Raw genomic sequence first — 19,624 nt, 5'->3', positions numbered from 1 at the left:
TAAATCTATTTTTAGTTGCAGGGTTAAGAATACCGCACTCAAACAACGAGGGCAACTGAAAAACTTAAAAAAAATCGGGACTATATTCCTTCTATAATGAATATATTTTGCTAGGTCGTTCAAATGCTTTTCGACAAAAATATGGAGGTTTCATGTCAGCGCCCATAGACACAAAAAAGCGGTATCGCCTTTAAAAAAAGTGATACCGCCCTAGTAATTTTATGAGGCCCTACATGTCTTGACCTCAAAATGATTTCGCACTAAATTGTGTCTATTTTGTGTCGATGGTATGGAGCTTTGCCCCAACGACGCGCTCTCCGGGCGCGACGTCACGATGGACGACGGCCCCGGCACCGATGACGGCCCGATCGCCAATCGTCACGCCAGGTAAAATCGTCACGTTCGCCCCAATCAACACCTCGTCCCCGATGTGGACGTCGCCGATCCGATACTCGTCGACGAGATACTCGTGACAGAGGATCGTCGAGTTGAACCCGATGACCGTGTTACGGCCGATCGAAATCCGCTCCGGGAACATGACGTCTGGCGTCACCATGAGTGCGAGCGCACTATAGTCCCCGATTTTCATACCGAGGAAGTTTCGATACAACCACCGCTTCGCCTTGACGGACGGGAAATACCGCCCGATCAAGACGACCGTCGTATTTTTGAAGACACGCAGGAAGCGAATCGTCCGGTACATCTGCCAAAGCGGGTTTGGCCCGTCTAGACGAAAGCGTTCCGTCTTACGCATGGACCGTGACCTCGTCGAGCCACGCCTCGAAATGTTCCATCGAGTCGATGATGACGTCCGGTTCGAGCGCTTCGAGGAACGCACGGCCTTTAATGGCCCAGCCGACAGCGACCGTCTTCGTCCCGGCGTTCTTGCCGCTGAAGATGTCCGTGTCGTTGTCCCCGACCATGACAGCGCGGTCCGCCGTCGATCCGAGCGCACGGAGCGCCCGTTCGACCGGTTCGGCGTGCGGTTTCTCATGTACGACATCATCGGCCGTGACGACCACATCGAACAGATGGTCGATCTTGAACAGACGCAAGCCTTGCTCGACGACGGGACGGCCTTTCGAGGTGACGACGCCCATCTTGTAGCCTTTGGCGTGGAGGCGATACAGCCCCTCGATCACACCCGGATATTCGGCGACGAGCTGGTCGTGCATCGCGATATTGAAGCTGCGATAGAACGCCTGCATCTCTTTCCATTCCGGCTCATTGAGCGCCTTGAACGACTTCTCGAGCGTCGGTCCGATGAACGGGAAGATGTCCTCATCGCGATACGTCTCGTCCGGGAAGTAGTACCCGAGCGTGTGACGGAAACTCGCGATGATGAGCGGGTTCGTATCGAGCAACGTGCCATCCAAATCGAATAGAAGTGTATCCATCAATCAAACAGTCCTTTCTCTGAAGGGTCGTCGTATCGTTTCGCTTTGCGGCGGACGATCATCATGACGACACCGAATACGATCATCGCGATCGAAACGAGTTGTGCCGTCCGGAGATCGCCGGCCATGAGGCTATCCGTGCGGAGCCCTTCGATATAGAAGCGTCCAATCGAATACCAGACGAGGTACGATAAGAAGATGTAGCCGCGCGGCGGGTTACCGACCATACGCCAGACGACGAGCAAGATGACGCCGAGGATGTTCCAGACGCTCTCGAACAAGAACGTCGGCAAGTAATAAGCGCCGTCGATATACATCTGATTGACGATCCAATCCGGGAGGAAGAGCGTCTCTTTCAAGAAACGGCTCGTCGTCTCGGCACCGTGTGCCTCTTGGTTCATGAAGTTCCCCCAACGTCCGACCGCTTGCCCGAGCAGGAGCGACGGAGCGAGGATATCGGTGATCTTCCAGAACGACATCGACTTGCGCATGCAATAGATGATGACGACGAGCAGCGCTCCAAAGATGGCACCATGGATTGCAATCCCGCCTTGGCGGATGTCGATGATCTGTCCAAGGTTCTCACTGTAGTAGTCCCATTGGAAGATGACGTAGTAAATCCGGGCGAAGACGATACTGATCGGAATCGACCAGATGATGACATCGACGACCCGTTCTGAATCATAATTGAGGCGCTTCGCCTCGAACAAGGCGAGAACGAGGCCGAGCATCGCACCGAAGGCGATGATCATGCCGTACCAATAAATCGGGAGCGACCCGATTTCAAACGCGACGCGGTCAAACGTTGGCTCTACCATTATTCCATGTCCCCTTCGTTGTCTTGGATGGCGTTCGCGAGACGTTCCGCGAACTCTTCGGCCGTGTTGATGCCCATGTTCTGCAGGCGATAGTTCATCGCCGCGACTTCGACGATGACGGCCAAGTTTCGTCCCGGACGGACCGGGATCGTGAGTAACGGCACTTCGCTATCGATGATTTTCATCGTGTTGTGGTCGAGCCCGACGCGGTCGTATACTTTGCCCGCATCCCAGTTCTCGAGGTTGATGATCAAGCTAATCTTCTTGTGCGAGCGGACGGCGCCAGCGCCGAACAACGTCATGACATCGATGATGCCGATCCCACGAATCTCGAGCAAGTGACGAATCAATTTCGGTGCCGAACCGACGAGCAACTGGTCCCCGGTCTGACGAATCTCGACTGAATCGTCGGCGACGAGGCGGTGACCCCGCTTGACGAGTTCGAGCGCGGTCTCAGATTTCCCGACACCGCTCTGTCCTTTGATGAGCACGCCGACGCCGTAGATGTCGACGAGCACGCCGTGCATCGCGGTCATCGGTGCGAGTTCCATCTCAAGGAAGTTTGTGATCTGTGACTCGATCGATGTCGTCATCGCGTTCGTGCGCATGAGCGGGACGTTCGCCGCCTCGGCTTCTTGTTCAATCTCTTTCGGGATGTCGAAGCCGCGCGTGATGAGGATGCCCGGTGTCAATTCCGTGCATAAAATCTTCGCCCGCTCGCGGCGGCTCTCTTCCGACAAGCTCGCGTAGAACGTGAGCTCGGTCTTCCCGAGCACTTGCAGCCGATTTTTCGCATAGTGGGTATAGTAGCCGGCAAGGACGAGTCCCGGTCGACTGAGGTCCGGTGTGGCGACGGGACGATGGAGTCCCTCTTCCCCGGCGATGACTTGAAGTTTGAAGCGCTCAACGAGTTGAGCCGTGCGTACGATATTTTGCATGAGTATCTGCCCCTTTCACGCTCATTATTGTATCATAGCTCTTCTGGAGAAGCGTCAACGAAAGTGAGCGAAACGTGTCGAAAAAAAGAGATGAAACTAATTCGTGGCGATTCCGTAGAACGGGTATAGAGGATTAGGGAGGTGAAATCACATGAATTCACTATTTTGGATTGCCATTGTCTTTATTTTTATCGTCGGGATTGCGGCGCTCGTCTACTTGGTCAAATCACTGTTTGACATGTGGCGCGAATATGCCGCGACGAAAAACGAGACGGTGTTGCTGTTGTTCATCTTGAACATCGTCGGCTTGTTCTTGTCCGGGTCGCTGTTATCGATGATCGTCGCCATCATCTTCTATTGGAAACGGTCGAAGACGATGCGGAACCTCGGGATTTTCTTACTCATCGCCGGACCGGTCCTGTTCATCCTGTTCATCATCGGCTCATTCACGCTGTATGACGGTCAAATGATGGATTGGGAACAAATGGAGTATCAAATGAATCTATGACATGACAAAAACCCGGAGGCAACCGCCTTCGGGTTTTGTCATGGATGTCTCATTCGCCCGGTACATAGCCGACCACGGTGTTCGACTCCGGTGCGACCAAGATCGTCGGTACGTCGACGCTACTGTTCGGGTCCGCTTCGAACGAGACGGCGAGCGCCTCGGTCCCGGCATACGCATCGTCCAACAGTTCATAACCATCATCGACCGTGACACGATGTACCTCGGCACTTGCTCCCGCATCGATTGCGGGCTCCTGCCAGTTCCGCGCGGTCACATACGCCCAGGCGACAGCAATCGCTTCGTCGCCAGCCGGCTCGTTCTCATTGACGATGCGCTGTTCGTCGGCACATCCGCCAAGCACCAGCACCGCAATCATCATCCATCCGTACGCTGACACAAATCGCTTCATCCCGTCCCTCCTCGTCTCTCAAGTTAAAAGAAACCCGAAGGCGAGAGGCCTTCGGGTTGTCGGTCATTGCTGATGGAACGGGTTGTTCAAGTCAGCCGGATTGACCGGGTCGACTGGATCGATTGGTTCCACCGGCTCGTGTTTGTCCTCTTCGAGGAACGTCGACGGTGTGTGGAGCGAACCGTGTTCGAGGTCGATCGTGCCGGTACGCGTCCCGGCCTCGACTTCGATCCGCGGTGTCTGGCCACGGCCCGACAAGAATTCGAGTCGGCGTTGGGCGACGTCTTTCCGGTCGCGGATGATCTCGAGCTCGTCTAAATTACAGTGGAGACCACCGAAGTTCGTCTCGAGTTCTCCTTCGACCTCGACGCCGTGCGGCAAGACGAGACGGACGTTTCCGGCGAGCGAGGCGAGCTCGAACTTGGCCGGACGTGCCGTCGCGAGTTCGGCGCGGATGTTCCCGTTGCCGGTCTTGAGCGACGCCTTGTCGTATTTGCCGTTCACGATGACGGCTCCGTTGCCGGTCCGGACGTGGACGAGTTCCGATTCGACCGCTTCGACTTCGACCGTTCCGTTCCCCGTGTTGAGGAGCAGCTCCGAGGCATGTACTTCATGAAGTACGACCCGGCCGTTCGCCGTCTGGATACGAACGCTCTCGACGTCTAGGCCGTCGGCACGGACCTCACCGTTGAGCGTCTGTACGTGTAGGTGATCGAAATGATGATGCGGGACGTACAGTTCGACGTGCGCCCGGACGAGCTTGTCGCGGAGTGACACGACGAGACGGTCACCGATGACCGAATGCTTGACGGCTGACTGGAGCTGTTCGAGCGCCTTGTCCGCGTCCTGCTGACGGAGCGGACGTCCGGTGACAATCAGTTCACACTCGTCGTTGTCCGACGAGACGATCGTCGCCGAGGCGTTGAACAAGTCGAGCGAGATATCTTTCCCGGTGAACGGGAAAGATTTCGAATACGTCACTTCCGGCCCGAAGTTCGAGCTGAACGTGAAGTCGCTGTCACGAAGTTTCGTCACGAGCCCTTCGACCGCCGACGTCAGTTTCGTCGTGAGCGACTCGACCGAGTAGGCATCGACTTTCTCCGTCTCTTGACGTTCCTCGAGCGCTTGGACACGCTCCGGCTCCAACTTCTCGAGCCGTTCGAGCTGGGTCATGCCTTCTTCAATCGTCAACTTCCCGTCTTTCACTTGCTGGAGAATCAGTTCACGCATTTCTTGTTTCACTGTTCGTTTCCCCCTTCGATTTGGTCACACGTCAATCATGTTCCCGTTTCTCATCATTTCTATACCTTACTTACGTTTTCCTGCTTTCGGTTTCGCTCGGGCTGCATCCCGTTCTAACACCGGTTTCAAATACTTGCCGGTGTACGACGCGGCGACTTCGGCGACTTCTTCCGGCGTCCCGGTCGCGACGATCGTACCGCCGCCGTCCCCGCCTTCCGGTCCAAGGTCGATCAAGTAGTCGGCCGATTTGATGACGTCGAGGTTATGCTCGATGACGAGCACCGTGTCCCCGTTCTCGACGAGGCGTTGCAGCACTTTCAACAGACGAGCGATGTCGTCGACGTGAAGACCCGTCGTCGGCTCGTCCAAGATGTAAATCGTCTTCCCGGTCGAACGTTTATGGAGCTCGGAGGCGAGCTTGACGCGCTGCGCTTCCCCGCCGGACAGTTCCGTCGCCGGTTGTCCGAGTTTCATATAACCGAGACCGACGTCAAAGATCGTCTGGATCTTGCGCTTGATTTTCGGAATCTTGTCAAAGAAGTCGAGCCCTTCCTCAATCGTCATATCGAGCACGTCGGCGATCGTCTTACCTTTGTACTTCACTTCGAGCGTCTCACGGTTATAGCGTTTCCCGTGACACACTTCACACGGGACGTAGACGTCCGGCAAGAAGTGCATCTCGATCTTGATGATCCCGTCCCCGCGGCACGCCTCACAGCGTCCGCCCTTGACGTTGAAACTGAAGCGCCCTTTCTTATAGCCGCGCATCTTCGCCTCGTTCGTCGACGCGAACACGTCACGGATATCATCGAATACGCCGGTATACGTCGCCGGGTTCGACCGTGGCGTCCGTCCGATTGGCGACTGGTCGATATCGATGACTTTATCGATATGGTCGAGTCCTTCAATCTTCTTATGCTTCCCTGGCTTCGCCTTGGCCCGGTTGATGTGATGGGCGAGCGATTTATACAGAATCTCGTTGATGAGCGTCGACTTCCCAGAACCAGAGACACCGGTGACGGCAATGAACATGCCGAGCGGGATCGAGACGTCGACCCCTTTCAAGTTGTTCTCTTCCGCCTTCAAAATCTTCAAGAAACGCTCGTCCGGCACTTTCCGTTCGGCCGGGAGCGGGATGAACTTCTTACCCGACAGATATTGGCCTGTTAGCGATTTTCTGTTCTTCATGAGTTGCTTCGGCGTCCCGGCGGCGATGACTTCTCCGCCGTGTTCGCCGGCACCCGGTCCGATGTCGATCAAATAATCGGCTGCCATCATCGTGTCCTCGTCGTGCTCGACGACGATGAGCGTGTTACCGATGTCACGCATCTGTTTGAGCGTCGCGATCAAGCGGTCGTTGTCACGCTGATGCAATCCAATCGACGGTTCATCGAGGACGTATAGGACGCCCGTGAGCCGTGAGCCGATTTGCGTGGCGAGACGAATCCGCTGCGCTTCTCCACCCGAGAGCGTCCCGGCGGCGCGTGACAACGTCAAATAGTCGAGACCGACGTTGTTCAAGAAGCTGAGCCGCTCACAAATCTCTTGCAAGATGAGACGGGCGATGGCGATATCTTTCTCGCTCAGTTCCGTCATGATCGAATCGAACAAATCGATGGCGTTGACGACCGACAAGTTCGTCACTTGGCCGATATGGTGACCCGTGATTTTGACGGCGAGCGTCTCTTCTTTCAAACGGTAGCCGCTACATGTCGGACAGGCGTGGGTCGCCATGTACGTCTCCATCTGTTCACGGATATAATCGGACGTCGTCTCTTTATAGCGGCGCTCGATGTTACGGAGCACCCCTTCGAAGAAGATCGTGTTCGTCCGGACTTGTCCGAAATCGTTCTCATAACGGAACAAGAACGACTCTTCATCCGTTCCGTGCAAGACGAGGTCTTGGTCCCGCTTGGACAAGCGTTCGAACGGTACATCCATGTCGATGCCGAAGTGTTTACACATCGAGGCGAGCAGTTGCGGATAATACTGCGAACTCGTCGGCTGCCAGGCGACGATCGCGCCTTCCTTCAGCGTCTTCGATGGGTCTGGGATGACGAGTTCCGGATCGACGTCGAGTTTCGTACCGAGCCCGTCACACGTCGGACAGGCGCCGAACGGTGAGTTGAACGAGAACATGCGCGGCTCAAGTTCGCCGATCGAGAACCCACAAATCGGACAAGCGTGATGTTCGCTGAACAGGAGCTCGGTGCCGTCCATCTTATCGATGATGGCCCGACCGTCGGCAAGGCGAAGCGCCGTCTCGAGCGAGTCAGCAAGACGACCTTCGACGTCAGCGCGAACGACGAGACGGTCAACGACGACTTCGATCGAATGTTTCTTATTCTTATCAAGCTCGATCTCATCGGTCAGTTCAATCGTCTCGCCATTGACACGAACGCGGACGAACCCTTCCTTTTTGAGCGAGTCGAACACTTTGACGTGCGTCCCTTTGCGGCCCGAGACGATTGGCGCCAGGATTTGCAGGCGCGTCTTCTCCGGCAGCTCCATCACTTGGTCGACCATCTGTGAGATGGTCTGGCTCGAGATTTCGATACCGTGACGCGGACAGACCGGTTTCCCGATGCGAGCGAACAAAAGACGTAAGTAGTCATAGATTTCCGTCACCGTCCCGACGGTCGAGCGCGGGTTACGGCTCGTCGTCTTCTGGTCGATCGAGATGGCCGGGCTCAGCCCTTCAATCGTATCGACGTCCGGTTTGTCCATCTGTCCGAGGAATTGACGGGCGTAGGCCGATAGACTCTCGACGTAACGGCGCTGCCCCTCGGCGTAGATGGTGTCGAACGCGAGTGACGATTTACCGGAACCGGACAAGCCCGTCAAGACGACGAGCTGGTCCCGTGGAATATCGATATCAATGTTTTTCAAGTTGTTGACGCGCGCCCCTTTGATGACGATCGCATTTTTCTTTTCAGCCATTTAATTCCCTACCTTCAACTCCAAGATTAAGTCACGCAATTCGGCCGCCCGTTCGAACTGGAGGTCGCGGGCCGCTTGTTTCATTTCTTCTTCTAGCTTGGCGATGGCTTCCTCACGTTCAGCCGGCTTCATCGAGCTGAGTGATTCGAGCACATCCTCCTCGGCGTCGACCGTCGCGCGGATGACGCCGCGTACTTCTTTACGGATCGTCTGCGGCGTGATGCCGTGTTCTTCATTATAAGCTTCTTGAATCGAGCGACGACGATCGGTCTCTTCAATCGCGCGCGTCATCGAGTCGGTCATCTTATCAGCGAACAAGATGACGTGCCCGTTCGAGTTCCGCGCCGCCCGCCCGATCGTCTGAATGAGCGATCGGTCCGAACGGAGGAACCCTTCCTTGTCGGCGTCTAGAATCGTGACGAGACTCACTTCCGGGATGTCTAGTCCTTCCCGCAGCAAGTTGATTCCGACGAGGACGTCGTATTTCCCGAGACGCAGGTCACGGATGATCTCAATCCGCTCGAGCGTCTTGATTTCCGAGTGCATATAGTTGACCTTGATGCCCGCTTCACGCAGATAGTCCGATAAATCCTCGGCCATCTTTTTCGTGAGCGTCGTCACGAGGACGCGTTCGTCCTGTTTGATACGGTCGCGAATCTGATCCATCAAGTAGTCGATTTGTCCCTTAATCGGATGAATCTCGATCGTCGGGTCGAGTAGACCCGTCGGCCGGATGATCTGTTCGATCATGTTCGGTGTATGTTCAAGCTCGTAAGGACCCGGTGTCGCCGAGATGAAGATCGCTTGCGACAACTTCTTCTCGAACTCGTCGAACTTGAGTGGTCGGTTGTCTTTGGCCGAAGGGAGACGGAAACCGTGGTCGACGAGCACTTGTTTCCGGGCCTGGTCGCCGTTGTACATGCCGCGCACTTGCGGGAGCGTCACGTGCGACTCATCAGCGATGAGCAAGAAGTCTTTCGGGAAGTAGTCGATGAGCGTGTACGGCGTCGCCCCTGCCTCCGTCAAGTTCAAATGACGTGAATAGTTCTCGATGCCTGAACAGTAGCCCATCTCGCGCATCATCTCGAGGTCATAGTTCGTCCGTTGTTCGAGGCGCTGTGCTTCAAGCAGTTTGCCTTCTTCGCGGAACTTTTCGAGCTGCTGTTCGAGCTCGGCCTCGATGTTGACGATTGCTTTTTGCAACTTCTCGTCACGAGTGACGAAGTGGGACGCCGGGAAGATCGAGACGTGCTCCCGGTCGGCGATAATCTCTCCGGTGAGTGGGTCCATCTCGCGGATGCGGTCGATTTCGTCACCGAAAAACTCAACGCGCAAGCACTGCTCGTCACGTGACGCCGGGAAAATCTCGACGACATCCCCGCGGACACGGAAACGGCCGCGCTGGAAATCGATATCGTTCCGTTCATATTGAATGTCGATCAGTTTGCGGAGCATCTGGTCGCGCCCCATCTCTTTGCCGACGCGGAGACTTAAGACGAGACTGTTATACTCTTCCGGGTTACCGAGACCGTAAATACAGGAGACGGAGGCGACGATGATGACGTCGTCCCGCTCGAACAAGGCCGATGTCGCCGAGTGGCGGAGTTTATCGATCTCATCGTTAATCGAGGCATCTTTCTCGATGAACGTGTCGGTCGACGGCACATACGCCTCCGGCTGATAGTAGTCGTAATAACTGACGAAGTATTCGACGGCGTTGTTCGGGAAGAACTCTTTGAACTCGGAGTAGAGCTGTCCGGCGAGCGTCTTGTTGTGGGCCAAGACGAGCGTCGGCTTCTTCACTTCTTGGATGACGTTCGATACGGTGAACGTCTTCCCGGTGCCGGTCGCACCGAGCAACGTCTGATACCGGTCGCCGCGATTGATTCCTTCGACGAGCTGACGAATCGCTTCCGGTTGGTCGCCGGCCGGCTTATATTCTGAATGTAAGTCGAACGGAACGCTAATCTTATCCATGTATATTCCTCGCTTTCTTTACCTTGCATATTGGCTTGATTATATCACATACACGAACAAATATTCGCTTCTGACACGCTTCCCAAATCGTTCCGCTTTTCGTTATCATGGAGAGTGAATCTAAACAGAAACGAGTTGGTCGTCATGTGGTCGCTTCTCTTTATCCCGCTCGGTGCCGTCGTCGGCGCCTTGTCCGGCTTCTTCGGCATCGGCGGCGGGGTCATCATCGTCCCAGTGTTGCTCTTTAGTGGATATTCGGCGGCCGAGGCCGTCGCCACGTCGCTCCTATTCGTCGTCGGGACGAGCCTGTCCGGCGCCAAGAAACATACGTCGCTCGGCAACGTGTCCTGGTCAACAGGCATCACGGTCGGCTTGGCCGGTGCCGTCACGGCGCAGCTGTCGAGCCGGCTCGTCCTCTCGATCTCGGGCACGTATGACTGGTTGCTCAATCTATTTTATCTGGCTATCCTATCTTATTTTGCCGTTACGCTATTAAAGAAAACATCTAAACCGCAGAAGCCGAAAAAATCATCGCTGCTTGCCGCCCTCGTCATCGGGATGATGGCCGGGCTGTTGTCGGCGCTGCTCGGTATCGGTGGCGGTTTCATCATCGTCCCGCTCCTCGTCAGTTGGCTCGGCTTCTCGACACATCGCGGGGTCGGGACGAGCCTGGCTGCCGTCCTGTTCATCTCGCTCGGCGGACTCGTCGGTTATCTCGCATCGCTGTCGCTCGACTACGTGACACCGCTCGCGTTGGTCATCGGCGCTTTCATCGGGGCCCCGTTCGGCGCCACGCTCACGAATCGCTATCACGATAAAGAGATCTCTAACCGACTCGCCTGGTTGTATATGGCCGTCATCACCTCAATCGCGCTCGATCTTGGTGCCGCCGTCTATGCGCCGCTCGCGTACGTCAGTTTGGCGGTCCTGCTCGCTTTTCTTGTCGGGATTGGACTCGACTTCAAACGGCGTATTGTCAATCAAAACCACTTTTCATAAGAAAAGTGGCTTTTTTTGCATATTCGGTTTTGAAACGCTTACATTTGGGGCATATAATGAAGTGGTAAGCCAAATTTAATATGGAAGGAAGGGAGTATCACATGTCAGCATTCGTCAGCGAAATTATTGGTACAATGCTACTCATCTTGCTCGGTAACGGTGTCGTCGCCGGCGTCGTCCTCCGTCATTCGAAAGCGGAGAACGCAGGTTGGGTCGTCATCACGTTCGGTTGGGGCTTCGCCGTTATGATCGGGGTATACGCAGCCGGAATCTACGGAGGGGCGCACTTGAACCCTGCCGTCACGGTCGGGCTCGCGACAGCAGGCTCATTCCCTTGGGCTGATGTGCCAGCCTACATCTTAGCACAGTTTATCGGGGCGTTCATCGGGGCCGTCCTCGTGTTCGTGCACTACAAACCGCACTATGATGTGACCGACGATCCGGGTGCCAAACTGGCCACCTTCTCGACCGCACCAGGGATTCGTAGCACGCCGTTCAACTTGATCGGGGAAATCATTGGTACGTTCGTCCTCGTCTTCGGAATTTTGTCATTCGGGGCCAACACGTTCACGGACGGCTTGAATCCGCTCATCGTCGGTTTCCTCGTTGTCTCGATCGGTCTCTCGCTTGGTGGTACAACGGGATATGCCATCAACCCGGCACGTGACCTCGGGCCGCGGATTGCGCATGCGATTCTTCCAATCAAAGGCAAAGGGACGTCGGACTGGGGCTATTCATGGATCCCGGTCGTCGGACCAATCATCGGGGCGGTCATCGCCGCATTGGTTTACGGCATTCTTGTCCCATAATCTTTCTAATTTCTAAGGAGGCACTCTCATATGGAGAAAGAAAAACGTTATATCTTAGCACTTGACCAAGGAACGACAAGCTCACGGGCGATCATCTTCGACCACGACGGAAAAATCGTCACGACCGCTCAGCGTGAGTTTAAACAATACTTCCCTAAGCCAGGCTGGGTCGAGCATAACGCCAATGAGATTTGGGGGTCTGTCCTCGCCGTCATGGCCGAGGCGTTCGGTTCGGCCGACATCGATCCAAAAGAGATCGCAGCTATCGGGATCACGAACCAACGGGAAACAGCCGTCGTCTGGGAGAAGTCGACAGGACGTCCGGTCTATAACGCCGTCGTCTGGCAATCGCGTCAAACAGCCGGTATTTGTGATGAGTTGAAGGAAGCCGGTCATGCCGACTTGTTCCGCGATAAAACTGGTCTCTTGATCGACGCCTACTTCTCAGGCACGAAAGTCAAATGGATCCTCGACAACGTCGAAGGCGCCCGTGAGAAAGCCGAAGCCGGTGACCTCCTCTTCGGAACGATCGACACTTGGCTCATCTGGAAACTGTCAGGCGGCCACGCCCACGTCACGGACTACTCGAACGCGTCACGTACGCTCATGTACAACATCTATGAGCAAAAATGGGACGATGAGTTGCTCGAGATCTTGACGGTACCAAAGTCGATGCTCCCGGAAGTCAAACCGTCGAGTGAAGTGTACGCCAACACGATCCCGTATCACTTCTTCGGCTTCGAAGTTCCGATCGCCGGTGCGGCCGGTGACCAACAGGCTGCCCTCTTCGGTCAAGCCTGCTTCGAGTCAGGAGAAGGTAAGAACACGTACGGAACAGGTTGCTTCATGCTCATGAACACGGGCGAAGAAGCCGTCAAGTCGGACCATGGTCTGCTCACGACGATCGCGTGGGGATACAACGGTAAAGTCGAATATGCGCTCGAAGGTTCAATCTTCGTCGCCGGTTCGGCCATCCAATGGCTCCGTGACGGACTCCGTATGCTCAAGTCGGCGAAAGACACGGAACAGTACGCCAACCGCGTCGAGACGACAGACGGCGTCTACGTCGTCCCTGCCTTCGTCGGACTTGGTGCCCCGTATTGGAACTCGGACGTCCGTGGTGCCATCTTCGGCCTCACGCGCGGGACGGAGAAAGAACATTTCGTCCGGGCGACGCTCGAGTCACTCGCCTATCAGACACGCGATGTCTTGACGGCGATGGAACAAGATTCTGGCATCGAGTTGAAGACGCTCCGCGTCGACGGCGGTGCGGTCAACAACAACTTCCTCATGCAGTTCCAAGCGGACATCTTGGACGTGCCGGTCGAACGGCCTGAAGTGAGCGAGACGACGGCTCTCGGTGCCGCCTATCTCGCCGGTCTCGCCGTCGGGTTCTGGAAAGACCAAGCAGAGATCAAACAGCAGTGGAAACTCGACCATCAGTTCGAACCGAAGATGGACGAAGCACACCGCGAAAATCTGTATAAAGGCTGGCAACACGCCGTCGAAGCGACAATGGGCTTCAAACCATCAAAACTTGAACTTTAATCGAACGCACGAAAGGGAGCATCCGCCAAGGATGCTCCCTTTTATAATTTCCGTAACCGCAGACGCGGGCTCGCCGGCTCGGCGACGAACAAGATGCCGAGCTCGTGCGGATCGGTCTCGTACATCGCCCGTTGCACGAAACGGATATCTCCGTTCAAGTTGAGCACCTCGAGCTTGATGTACGGCTTATGGAGCTGGAGCGCCTCATAGAAGCTGCTCCCGCCCGTGATGACCGTCCCGTTCACTTTATAAATCGACTCGCCCGGGATGAGCTGCATCGCCTCGCCCGGTGAGCCCGGGAGCGTATCGATGATGACCGCTCCCCGGTTGCCGTTGATGAACACTGGTGTCGTTCCTCGATTCTCTCGCTTGATGAGTTGTAGCGCCAACTCATACAACACGAACAGACCGAGCAAGATGTAGGCCGCATACGGCACGTCGATGACGTACGACGCCCCGAACAAACCGAGGGCGACGAGCGCGAGCAAGCCGCGATACAGGCTCAGGCGACCGAGGAGCGTCCCTGGCAAGGCCCCGGTCGATAACAGGCTGACCCCGATTGGGATCGGCAAGATGACCGGCACCGGCATGTCGAGACCGAACGACGGTGGCAAAAAGACGACGAGCGGGAAAAACCAAAGCCGTTTGACGACGTGTCCGCCGATGAACTGGCCTCGTTTGGACAAGATGAGCGTCGGTGATGTTTCAATCGACCCGTTCCAACGTAAGAGAATCGCTTCCGCCAATGTGACGACGCCGAACACGAGCGCATATACCGGCCACTCGACCTCGGATAGCCGGTCCATCCAGCCCGAGACGGCGCCGTAGTCGACGACGTCACGCAACGCGACCGCCGTCAGCATGATCAAAAACGGGAACGCCGGGCTGCTGAAACGCGGGTGCATCGTCAAGACGATGAGCGCATACAGCACGCTGAACGTCACGAGCCATTCCCAGTTGACGGTCGTCTCGAGCAAAATCAATGCGGCTGAACCGATGACGGCGAGCAACAGGCTCGGCCATACAAAATGTCGCCAGTCCGACTTCGGCGAACGTCGCCGTGAGCGGAACATGCCCCGCTCCCGTTTGATGCGCGTCATGGATATGTAAGCGAGGGCGACGAGCGTCGCCCAGAGTAGCGGACTACCGATCAAGGTCAACAAAGCAGTAAAACTCATTCGTAGAACGTCCACACTTGTCCAATCCTTTCCCTAATCCTTATTTTGCAGCTTCTTCGAGCGCTCGGTTCAATTGGGCATCGTTCGCCTCATCTTGAATCACCTCGAGCAAGCGTGACTCGAGCGCCGACGCCGTCGCCTCATTGACGACCCCGTCTTCCGGCAAATTGTTGTCGGCTTGGAAGTCGCTGACGGCGCGGGCCATCGTGTCACCATAATATCCCGGCTGTCCGCCCGGCTCATAGCCGATGCCCGACAAGACCGTGTGCAAGTTCGACACCGCCTCACCGTAGTCGCCGACTTTGAGCGAGTCCGTGTCGGCGAGGATGCGATTCACCCCGAAATAATCCGGTTGATTGACCTCGACGTCCGGCTCGATGCCTTTCTCGTTAATCCAATTGCCGTCCGGCGTGAGCCATTTGCTCGTCGTCAGCTTCAAGTTGCTGCCGTCCTCTAAATCGAACGCCGTCTGGACGACCCCTTTTCCGAACGTCTTGTTGCCGATAATCGTGGCACCGGCCCCTTCTTTGAGCGCCCCGGCCAAAATCTCAGATGCCGACGCCGATCCTTCGTCCGTCAAGACGAACAAGTCGTACGGCTTCGCTTCTCGGGCGCGGCCGCTCTGCGACTCGCGTTCCCCGTCCGCGTTCTCAATTTGGACGACCGGTTTATTCGTCGGGACGAACCCTTCGGTCATCTCGATGACGGCCGGAAGCAAGCCACCTGGGTTCCCGCGCACGTCGATGATAAGGCTATCGATGTCTTCTGACTCGAGCGTCTCAAGCTGCTCCAAAAACTCATCGGCCGTCGGCTCAGAGAACTGGGTCACCTCGATATAGCCGATTTTCTGGCCGTCCTGTTCTTTCACTTCCGAGTTGACGGTCTCGATCGGAATCGTGTCACGTGTGATCTCATAGTCGGCCTCTTGGCCCCCGCGACGGATCGTGAGCGTGACGACGGTCCCTTTCTCGCCCCGGATGAGTTGGACCGCCTCTTCGACGGCCATCCCTTCAATCGACTCCTCGTCGATCGCCGTGATGACGTCTCCGGCCCGGAGACCCGCTGCTTCGGCTGGTGCGCCTTTGATTGGAGCGACGATTAAGATGTCTTCTCCTTTCTTCTCCAAAGTCGCGCCGATTCCTTCAAAGCTCGACTCGATCGAGTCGGTGAACTGTGACGTCTCTTCGGCGTCGAGGAAGTCCGAGTACGGGTCGTCGAGCGCTGCCGTCATCCCGTCGAGGGCACCGGTCAACAAGTCCTCTTCTGAGATATCCTTCAACGAATGCGTCTCAATCAATTGGCGGACTTGCTCCACCTTGTCCCAACCTTCTGCTTTCGGTTGGAGCGGTAACGGCGCATCGGTGAACGCCATCGTCGCGAGCCCAGCACCGGCTCCGGCGACGAACGTGGCGCCGGCTAATAATCCTGCGGTTGTATTTTTCACGGGTAGTCCCTCATTTCTCTTTGTCAGTCTTTCATCCAGTATAGCAAAAAGTTCAGAAAAACGGACGTGTTCCAGAAATTTGGAACACGTCCGTTTCATCAGTAACCGATGTATGGACCCGGGTCGACCGCATTCGGTTGCCCTGGCGCCCATTGTCCGCGATGTAATTCGAAGTGGAGATGCGGGCCTGTCGACCAGCCCGTGCTGCCGAGCGTGCCGACCGTCTGACCGGCTCCGACCGTTTGCCCCGACGTGACCGTAATCGCGTCGAGATGGGCATAGACGGTCGTCCATACTTCCCCGCCGACGATATGGGACACGAAGACGACGTTGCCGTAACCGGTCGCCGGGGCCGCCTTGATGACGATGCCTGGTGCCGCCGCGACGATCGGTGTCCCGGTCGCATTGACGAGATCGATGCCACGGTGCGACTCCGCCACGCCCGTGAGCGGGTTTTGCCGCGGGCCGAACGGGCTCGACACGTAGCCGGATACCGGCCGCACGAACGAGGTCGCCGGTCCCGTCACGTTCGTCGGGGTTTCCGCAGGCGGTGGGGTTGTTGGAGCAGGAGCTGGGGCGGTTGGCGCTTTGTCGTCTGTCCGCTTGTCCGCTTCCGCTTTGGCATCAGCTCGTGCTCTCGCCTCTGCCTCGGCTCTTGCCTGTGCTTCTGCTTGGGCCTTGGCCTTCGCTTCAGCCTCGGCGCGGGCGGCGGCTTCCCGCTCCGCTTGGGCGATCGCTTCGAGTTGACCGGCGATGATCCGGCTCTGCTCACTCATGAGCGCCTGTTCTTCTTCACGGCTCATCTTCTCAAGCTCGAGCAGTTCGACTTGTTCGTTCAGTTCCGACAACAAACCCCGCTTTTGTTCGGCGGCGACGTCGAGCGCCTGTTTCGTCACGACGAGTTCCCGCTCTTTCTGTTTAAGGAACGAGAGCTGGGTCCGCTGCCGTGCTTCGAGCGCTTCGAGCCGCTCGACTTCACTCATGTAACTATGTATGAGGTCCCGGTCCTGATCGGCGATCGTCTGCGCGGTCAAGAGCCGCGTCACGAAGTCTCCGAATGAACGGGACTCGAAGACGACTTGAAGATAGGACTGGTCCTCATGTACTTGAAGCACACGAAGACGCTCACTAAGGAGCGCCTTCTGGCTTTCGAGGTACTGCCCTTGGGCAGTGAGTTGATCACGGGTTTCCTCGAGCTCGGTGCGCGCCGCGTCCGCTTCTTCCTGTTGGACGGCGATCTGTTCACTTAAGCCTTCGAGACGTTCATTGACGGCACGGATTTCTGTCGTTACCGCATCACGTTCCGCCTCGGTGACTTCGAGCTCGGCGTCCGTCTCGTCTTGCGCTTTCTTGGATTCCTCCAATTGATTGGATAAACGATCTTGTCGTGCTTTCAGCGTGTCTTTCTCCGTCGCCCATACAGGCGAGGCAAGTAGCGTCAAACTCAATCCAAGCGCAAGCGAACGTTTCATCCGCCAACTCCTCCTCATATTTAAATTAGATTAGACTTTCAAGAATCGACCGAGCGATGTCGTCGAACCCCAGATCCCGATGAAGGCACCGAGCGCTAAGAGGACGAGTGACACTTGCGTCGTCAAAATCGATGGATCAATCAATTTAAATATATCACTATTCAGTTGATCTAGCGATGGTTGTAAAGCACTATATGCGACATCATAACCGAAGTAGATGACCGCGATCGGGATGAGCGCACCGAATACACCGAGGAGAAGTCCTTCGATGAAGAACGGCCAGCGAATGAAGCTGTTTTTCGCTCCGACGAGACGCATGATCTCGATTTCGCGACGGCGTGAGAAAATCGTCATCTTGATCGTGTTCGAGATGAGGAACATCGCCATGAGCGTGAGACCGACGATCAATACGAGTCCGCCGATGCGAATCCCGTTGAAGAAGGCGAACATCTTGTCGATATAGTCCTGTCCATATGTGACCTTATCGACGTTAGCGAGCGATTGCACCGCATCAGCGACCTTCTCCGTGTTGAGCGGGTCTGACGCTTTGACGATATAGCGGTCGTGGAGCGGGTTGTCCTTCTCGACCGTCCCGTAGGCGTTCGCATCTTCCCCAAGTTGGTTGCGGAAGTTCTCCAGTTCATCCTCTTTCGAGCTGAACGTGACCGATTCGACGCCTGGAATCTGCTCTAAGTTCTCACCGAGCTTCTCGACGTTCGCTTCCTCCGCGGTCCGGGTAACGAATACTTGAATCTCGACGTCGCTCTCGACGTTCTCTGAAATCTCATTGACGTTGAACATGACGAGGGCGAATACCCCGACGAGTAACAAGGTGATGGTAACGGCACTGATGGCCGCGAATGTCATCCAACCGTTGCGTAGTGTTCCCTTGAACCCTTCGCGCAGATGACGTAATCCACTTTTAAATATCATAGCCATATGCTCCTTTCTCTTCATCGCGTACGACTTTCCCGTTCTCGATCGCGATGACGCGATGGCGGATCTTGTCGACGATATCACGGTTGTGGGTCGCCATGACGATGGTTGCACCGCGACGGTGAATCTCTTGGAACACTTCCATGATGCCCCAAGCCGTGTCCGGGTCTAAGTTACCCGTCGGCTCGTCGGCGATGATGAGCTTTGGCTTATTGACGATGGCACGAGCGATCGACACACGCTGTTGCTCCCCACCCGATAGTTCATCCGGATAGTTGCGCGCCTTGTGTTTCAGTCCGACAAGGTTCAACACGTCCATGACCTGCTTGCGCATCGTGTTCGTGTCGGCCTGTACGACTTCGAGAGCGAACGCGACGTTCTCATATACCGTGAGTGACGGCAACAACTTATAGTCTTGGAAGATGACGCCGAGTTGACGGCGTAATTTCGGGACGTGGCGGTTTTTCAACTTGCCGACGTCAATCCCGTCAATCAAAAGAAGACCGCTCGACGGTTTCTCCTCCCGATAAATCATCTTCATAAACGTCGATTTCCCGGCGCCGGATGGTCCGACGACGTATAAGAACTCGCCGTCTTGAATCTCTAACTCGAGGTCATCGACGGCGACGACGCCGTTTGGATATACTTTGCTGACTTTTTGCATCGAGATCATAACGTATTCCCTACCCTTTTTATATATTTTTCATGCATCTATCACGTTTCATGCATCTATGACGAAGATTGGATTAGTTAGTTAAGTGAATATTTTCGTCTAGCCTCTGTTCTACACGATAAGCACTCGTCCTGTCAAGGGACCCTGTTCGTGCCAACCTGACCCAAAAAGGCGACAGGCAATATAGTTCAAGCGCCTTCAATTATAGCAATCGGACTTTTAAATAACCATTACAGGAATGTTTCAGTTGGATTGAGTTCGGTGTGAAATTGTCGTGTTGAAGACAGATTTCACGACTCGGACACAGATAATGAAACGCACATTCAAAAGCTATCC

17 protein-coding genes are annotated in these 19,624 nt (G+C 55.7%); 4 read left to right on the top strand and 13 right to left on the bottom strand.

What is annotated here, in order from left to right; translation table 11 throughout:
- Positions 1-271 precede the first annotated feature (271 nt).
- Genes KNP71_RS07585 through hprK form a run of 4 tightly spaced genes read right to left on the bottom strand, consistent with a single transcriptional unit; the run spans position 272 to position 3,153 of the window.
- Positions 272-754 carry an acyltransferase gene (locus KNP71_RS07585; protein WP_029595050.1) on the bottom strand — a complete coding sequence of 161 codons (483 nt, stop codon included), beginning with the start codon at positions 752-754 and terminating at the stop codon, positions 272-274.
- Complete coding sequence (gene ppaX, locus KNP71_RS07580) at positions 747-1,397, bottom strand: pyrophosphatase PpaX (protein WP_035385648.1); 651 nt, start codon at positions 1,395-1,397, stop codon at positions 747-749. The genes KNP71_RS07585 and ppaX overlap by 8 nt, the downstream gene beginning before the upstream one ends.
- Positions 1,397-2,215: a prolipoprotein diacylglyceryl transferase gene (gene lgt / locus KNP71_RS07575; protein WP_029595048.1), complete on the bottom strand. Its 819-nt coding sequence runs from the start codon at positions 2,213-2,215 to the stop codon at positions 1,397-1,399. Before lgt ends, ppaX begins: the two co-directional genes overlap by 1 nt.
- Complete coding sequence (hprK, locus tag KNP71_RS07570) at positions 2,215-3,153, bottom strand: HPr(Ser) kinase/phosphatase (RefSeq protein WP_029595047.1); 939 nt, start codon at positions 3,151-3,153, stop codon at positions 2,215-2,217. The genes lgt and hprK overlap by 1 nt, the downstream gene beginning before the upstream one ends.
- 151 nt (positions 3,154-3,304) lie before the next feature.
- On the opposite strand from hprK, the gene KNP71_RS07565 reads away from it, so the two are divergent.
- Positions 3,305-3,661: a hypothetical protein gene (locus KNP71_RS07565; protein ID WP_029595046.1), complete on the top strand. Its 357-nt coding sequence runs from the start codon at positions 3,305-3,307 to the stop codon at positions 3,659-3,661.
- A 49-nt stretch (positions 3,662-3,710) separates the two neighbouring features.
- On the opposite strand, the gene KNP71_RS07560 is transcribed toward KNP71_RS07565, so the two are convergent.
- From KNP71_RS07560 to uvrB, 4 genes are all read right to left on the bottom strand, one after another.
- Positions 3,711-4,070, bottom strand: a complete 360-nt coding sequence (locus tag KNP71_RS07560) for a hypothetical protein (RefSeq protein WP_029595045.1) — start codon at positions 4,068-4,070, stop codon at positions 3,711-3,713.
- Between the two features lie 63 nt (positions 4,071-4,133).
- On the bottom strand, positions 4,134-5,312 hold the full coding sequence (locus KNP71_RS07555; RefSeq protein ID WP_029595044.1) for a DUF4097 family beta strand repeat-containing protein: 1,179 nt from the start codon (positions 5,310-5,312) through the stop codon (positions 4,134-4,136).
- Between the two features lie 66 nt (positions 5,313-5,378).
- On the bottom strand, positions 5,379-8,252 hold the full coding sequence (uvrA, locus tag KNP71_RS07550; protein WP_214830411.1) for an excinuclease ABC subunit UvrA: 2,874 nt from the start codon (positions 8,250-8,252) through the stop codon (positions 5,379-5,381).
- Complete coding sequence (gene uvrB / locus KNP71_RS07545) at positions 8,253-10,229, bottom strand: excinuclease ABC subunit UvrB (RefSeq protein ID WP_021065425.1); 1,977 nt, start codon at positions 10,227-10,229, stop codon at positions 8,253-8,255. It lies immediately after the preceding gene.
- Positions 10,230-10,343: 114 nt separating this feature from the next.
- Between uvrB and KNP71_RS07540 the strand changes: the two genes are divergently transcribed.
- From KNP71_RS07540 to glpK, 3 genes are all read left to right on the top strand, one after another.
- On the top strand, positions 10,344-11,228 hold the full coding sequence (locus KNP71_RS07540; RefSeq protein WP_125318001.1) for a sulfite exporter TauE/SafE family protein: 885 nt from the start codon (positions 10,344-10,346) through the stop codon (positions 11,226-11,228).
- 101 nt (positions 11,229-11,329) lie between these two features.
- A complete protein-coding gene (locus KNP71_RS07535; protein WP_029334585.1) occupies positions 11,330-12,037 on the top strand; it encodes an MIP/aquaporin family protein in 708 nt (235 codons plus the stop codon).
- Positions 12,038-12,067: 30 nt separating this feature from the next.
- Positions 12,068-13,585 carry a glycerol kinase GlpK gene (gene glpK / locus KNP71_RS07530; RefSeq protein WP_214707253.1) on the top strand — a complete coding sequence of 506 codons (1,518 nt, stop codon included), beginning with the start codon at positions 12,068-12,070 and terminating at the stop codon, positions 13,583-13,585.
- A 41-nt stretch (positions 13,586-13,626) separates the two neighbouring features.
- Here glpK and KNP71_RS07525 read toward each other — a convergent pair whose 3' ends face one another.
- From KNP71_RS07525 to ftsE, 5 genes are all read right to left on the bottom strand, one after another.
- On the bottom strand, positions 13,627-14,763 hold the full coding sequence (locus KNP71_RS07525) for a PDZ domain-containing protein (RefSeq protein ID WP_214830410.1): 1,137 nt from the start codon (positions 14,761-14,763) through the stop codon (positions 13,627-13,629).
- A gap of 40 nt (positions 14,764-14,803) precedes the next feature.
- A complete protein-coding gene (locus KNP71_RS07520; RefSeq protein WP_214830409.1) occupies positions 14,804-16,207 on the bottom strand; it encodes a S41 family peptidase in 1,404 nt (467 codons plus the stop codon).
- A 98-nt stretch (positions 16,208-16,305) separates the two neighbouring features.
- The gene (locus tag KNP71_RS07515; protein ID WP_214830408.1) at positions 16,306-17,679 is read right to left on the bottom strand and encodes a murein hydrolase activator EnvC family protein; all 1,374 of its coding nucleotides are present in this window, start codon (positions 17,677-17,679) and stop codon (positions 16,306-16,308) included.
- 30 nt (positions 17,680-17,709) lie between these two features.
- On the bottom strand, positions 17,710-18,612 hold the full coding sequence (gene ftsX / locus KNP71_RS07510) for a permease-like cell division protein FtsX (protein WP_214801290.1): 903 nt from the start codon (positions 18,610-18,612) through the stop codon (positions 17,710-17,712).
- Positions 18,602-19,288, bottom strand: coding sequence for a cell division ATP-binding protein FtsE (gene ftsE / locus KNP71_RS07505; RefSeq protein WP_021065417.1), 687 nt, complete (start codon positions 19,286-19,288; stop codon positions 18,602-18,604). Before ftsE ends, ftsX begins: the two co-directional genes overlap by 11 nt.
- Between the last annotated feature and the right edge of the window lie 336 nt (positions 19,289-19,624).

Origin of the sequence: Exiguobacterium sp. s56 (assembly GCF_018618255.1) — a bacterium.
Classification (GTDB): Bacteria; Bacillota; Bacilli; order Exiguobacteriales; family Exiguobacteriaceae; genus Exiguobacterium; species Exiguobacterium chiriqhucha.
The sequence above is the reverse complement of the archived record's forward strand: the minus strand, read 5'-3'. Positions and strand labels throughout refer to the sequence as shown.

Excerpts from the sequence above, each read along its gene's own strand:
- ppaX (WP_035385648.1), bottom strand. The coding sequence starts at position 1,397 with ATGGATACACTTCTATTCGATTTGGATGGCACGTTGCTCGATACGAAC.
- lgt (WP_029595048.1), bottom strand. The coding sequence starts at position 2,215 with ATGGTAGAGCCAACGTTTGACCGCGTCGCGTTTGAAATCGGGTCGCTC.
- hprK (WP_029595047.1), bottom strand. The coding sequence starts at position 3,153 with ATGCAAAATATCGTACGCACGGCTCAACTCGTTGAGCGCTTCAAACTT.
- KNP71_RS07525 (WP_214830410.1), bottom strand. The coding sequence starts at position 14,763 with ATGAGTTTTACTGCTTTGTTGACCTTGATCGGTAGTCCGCTACTCTGG.
- KNP71_RS07560 (WP_029595045.1), bottom strand. The coding sequence starts at position 4,070 with ATGAAGCGATTTGTGTCAGCGTACGGATGGATGATGATTGCGGTGCTG.
- ftsX (WP_214801290.1), bottom strand. The coding sequence starts at position 18,612 with ATGATATTTAAAAGTGGATTACGTCATCTGCGCGAAGGGTTCAAGGGA.
- uvrB (WP_021065425.1), bottom strand. The coding sequence starts at position 10,229 with ATGGATAAGATTAGCGTTCCGTTCGACTTACATTCAGAATATAAGCCG.
- glpK (WP_214707253.1), top strand. The coding sequence starts at position 12,068 with ATGGAGAAAGAAAAACGTTATATCTTAGCACTTGACCAAGGAACGACA.
- KNP71_RS07565 (WP_029595046.1), top strand. The coding sequence starts at position 3,305 with ATGAATTCACTATTTTGGATTGCCATTGTCTTTATTTTTATCGTCGGG.
- KNP71_RS07535 (WP_029334585.1), top strand. The coding sequence starts at position 11,330 with ATGTCAGCATTCGTCAGCGAAATTATTGGTACAATGCTACTCATCTTG.
- KNP71_RS07515 (WP_214830408.1), bottom strand. The coding sequence starts at position 17,679 with ATGAAACGTTCGCTTGCGCTTGGATTGAGTTTGACGCTACTTGCCTCG.
- KNP71_RS07585 (WP_029595050.1), bottom strand. The coding sequence starts at position 754 with ATGCGTAAGACGGAACGCTTTCGTCTAGACGGGCCAAACCCGCTTTGG.
- uvrA (WP_214830411.1), bottom strand. The coding sequence starts at position 8,252 with ATGGCTGAAAAGAAAAATGCGATCGTCATCAAAGGGGCGCGCGTCAAC.
- ftsE (WP_021065417.1), bottom strand. The coding sequence starts at position 19,288 with ATGATCTCGATGCAAAAAGTCAGCAAAGTATATCCAAACGGCGTCGTC.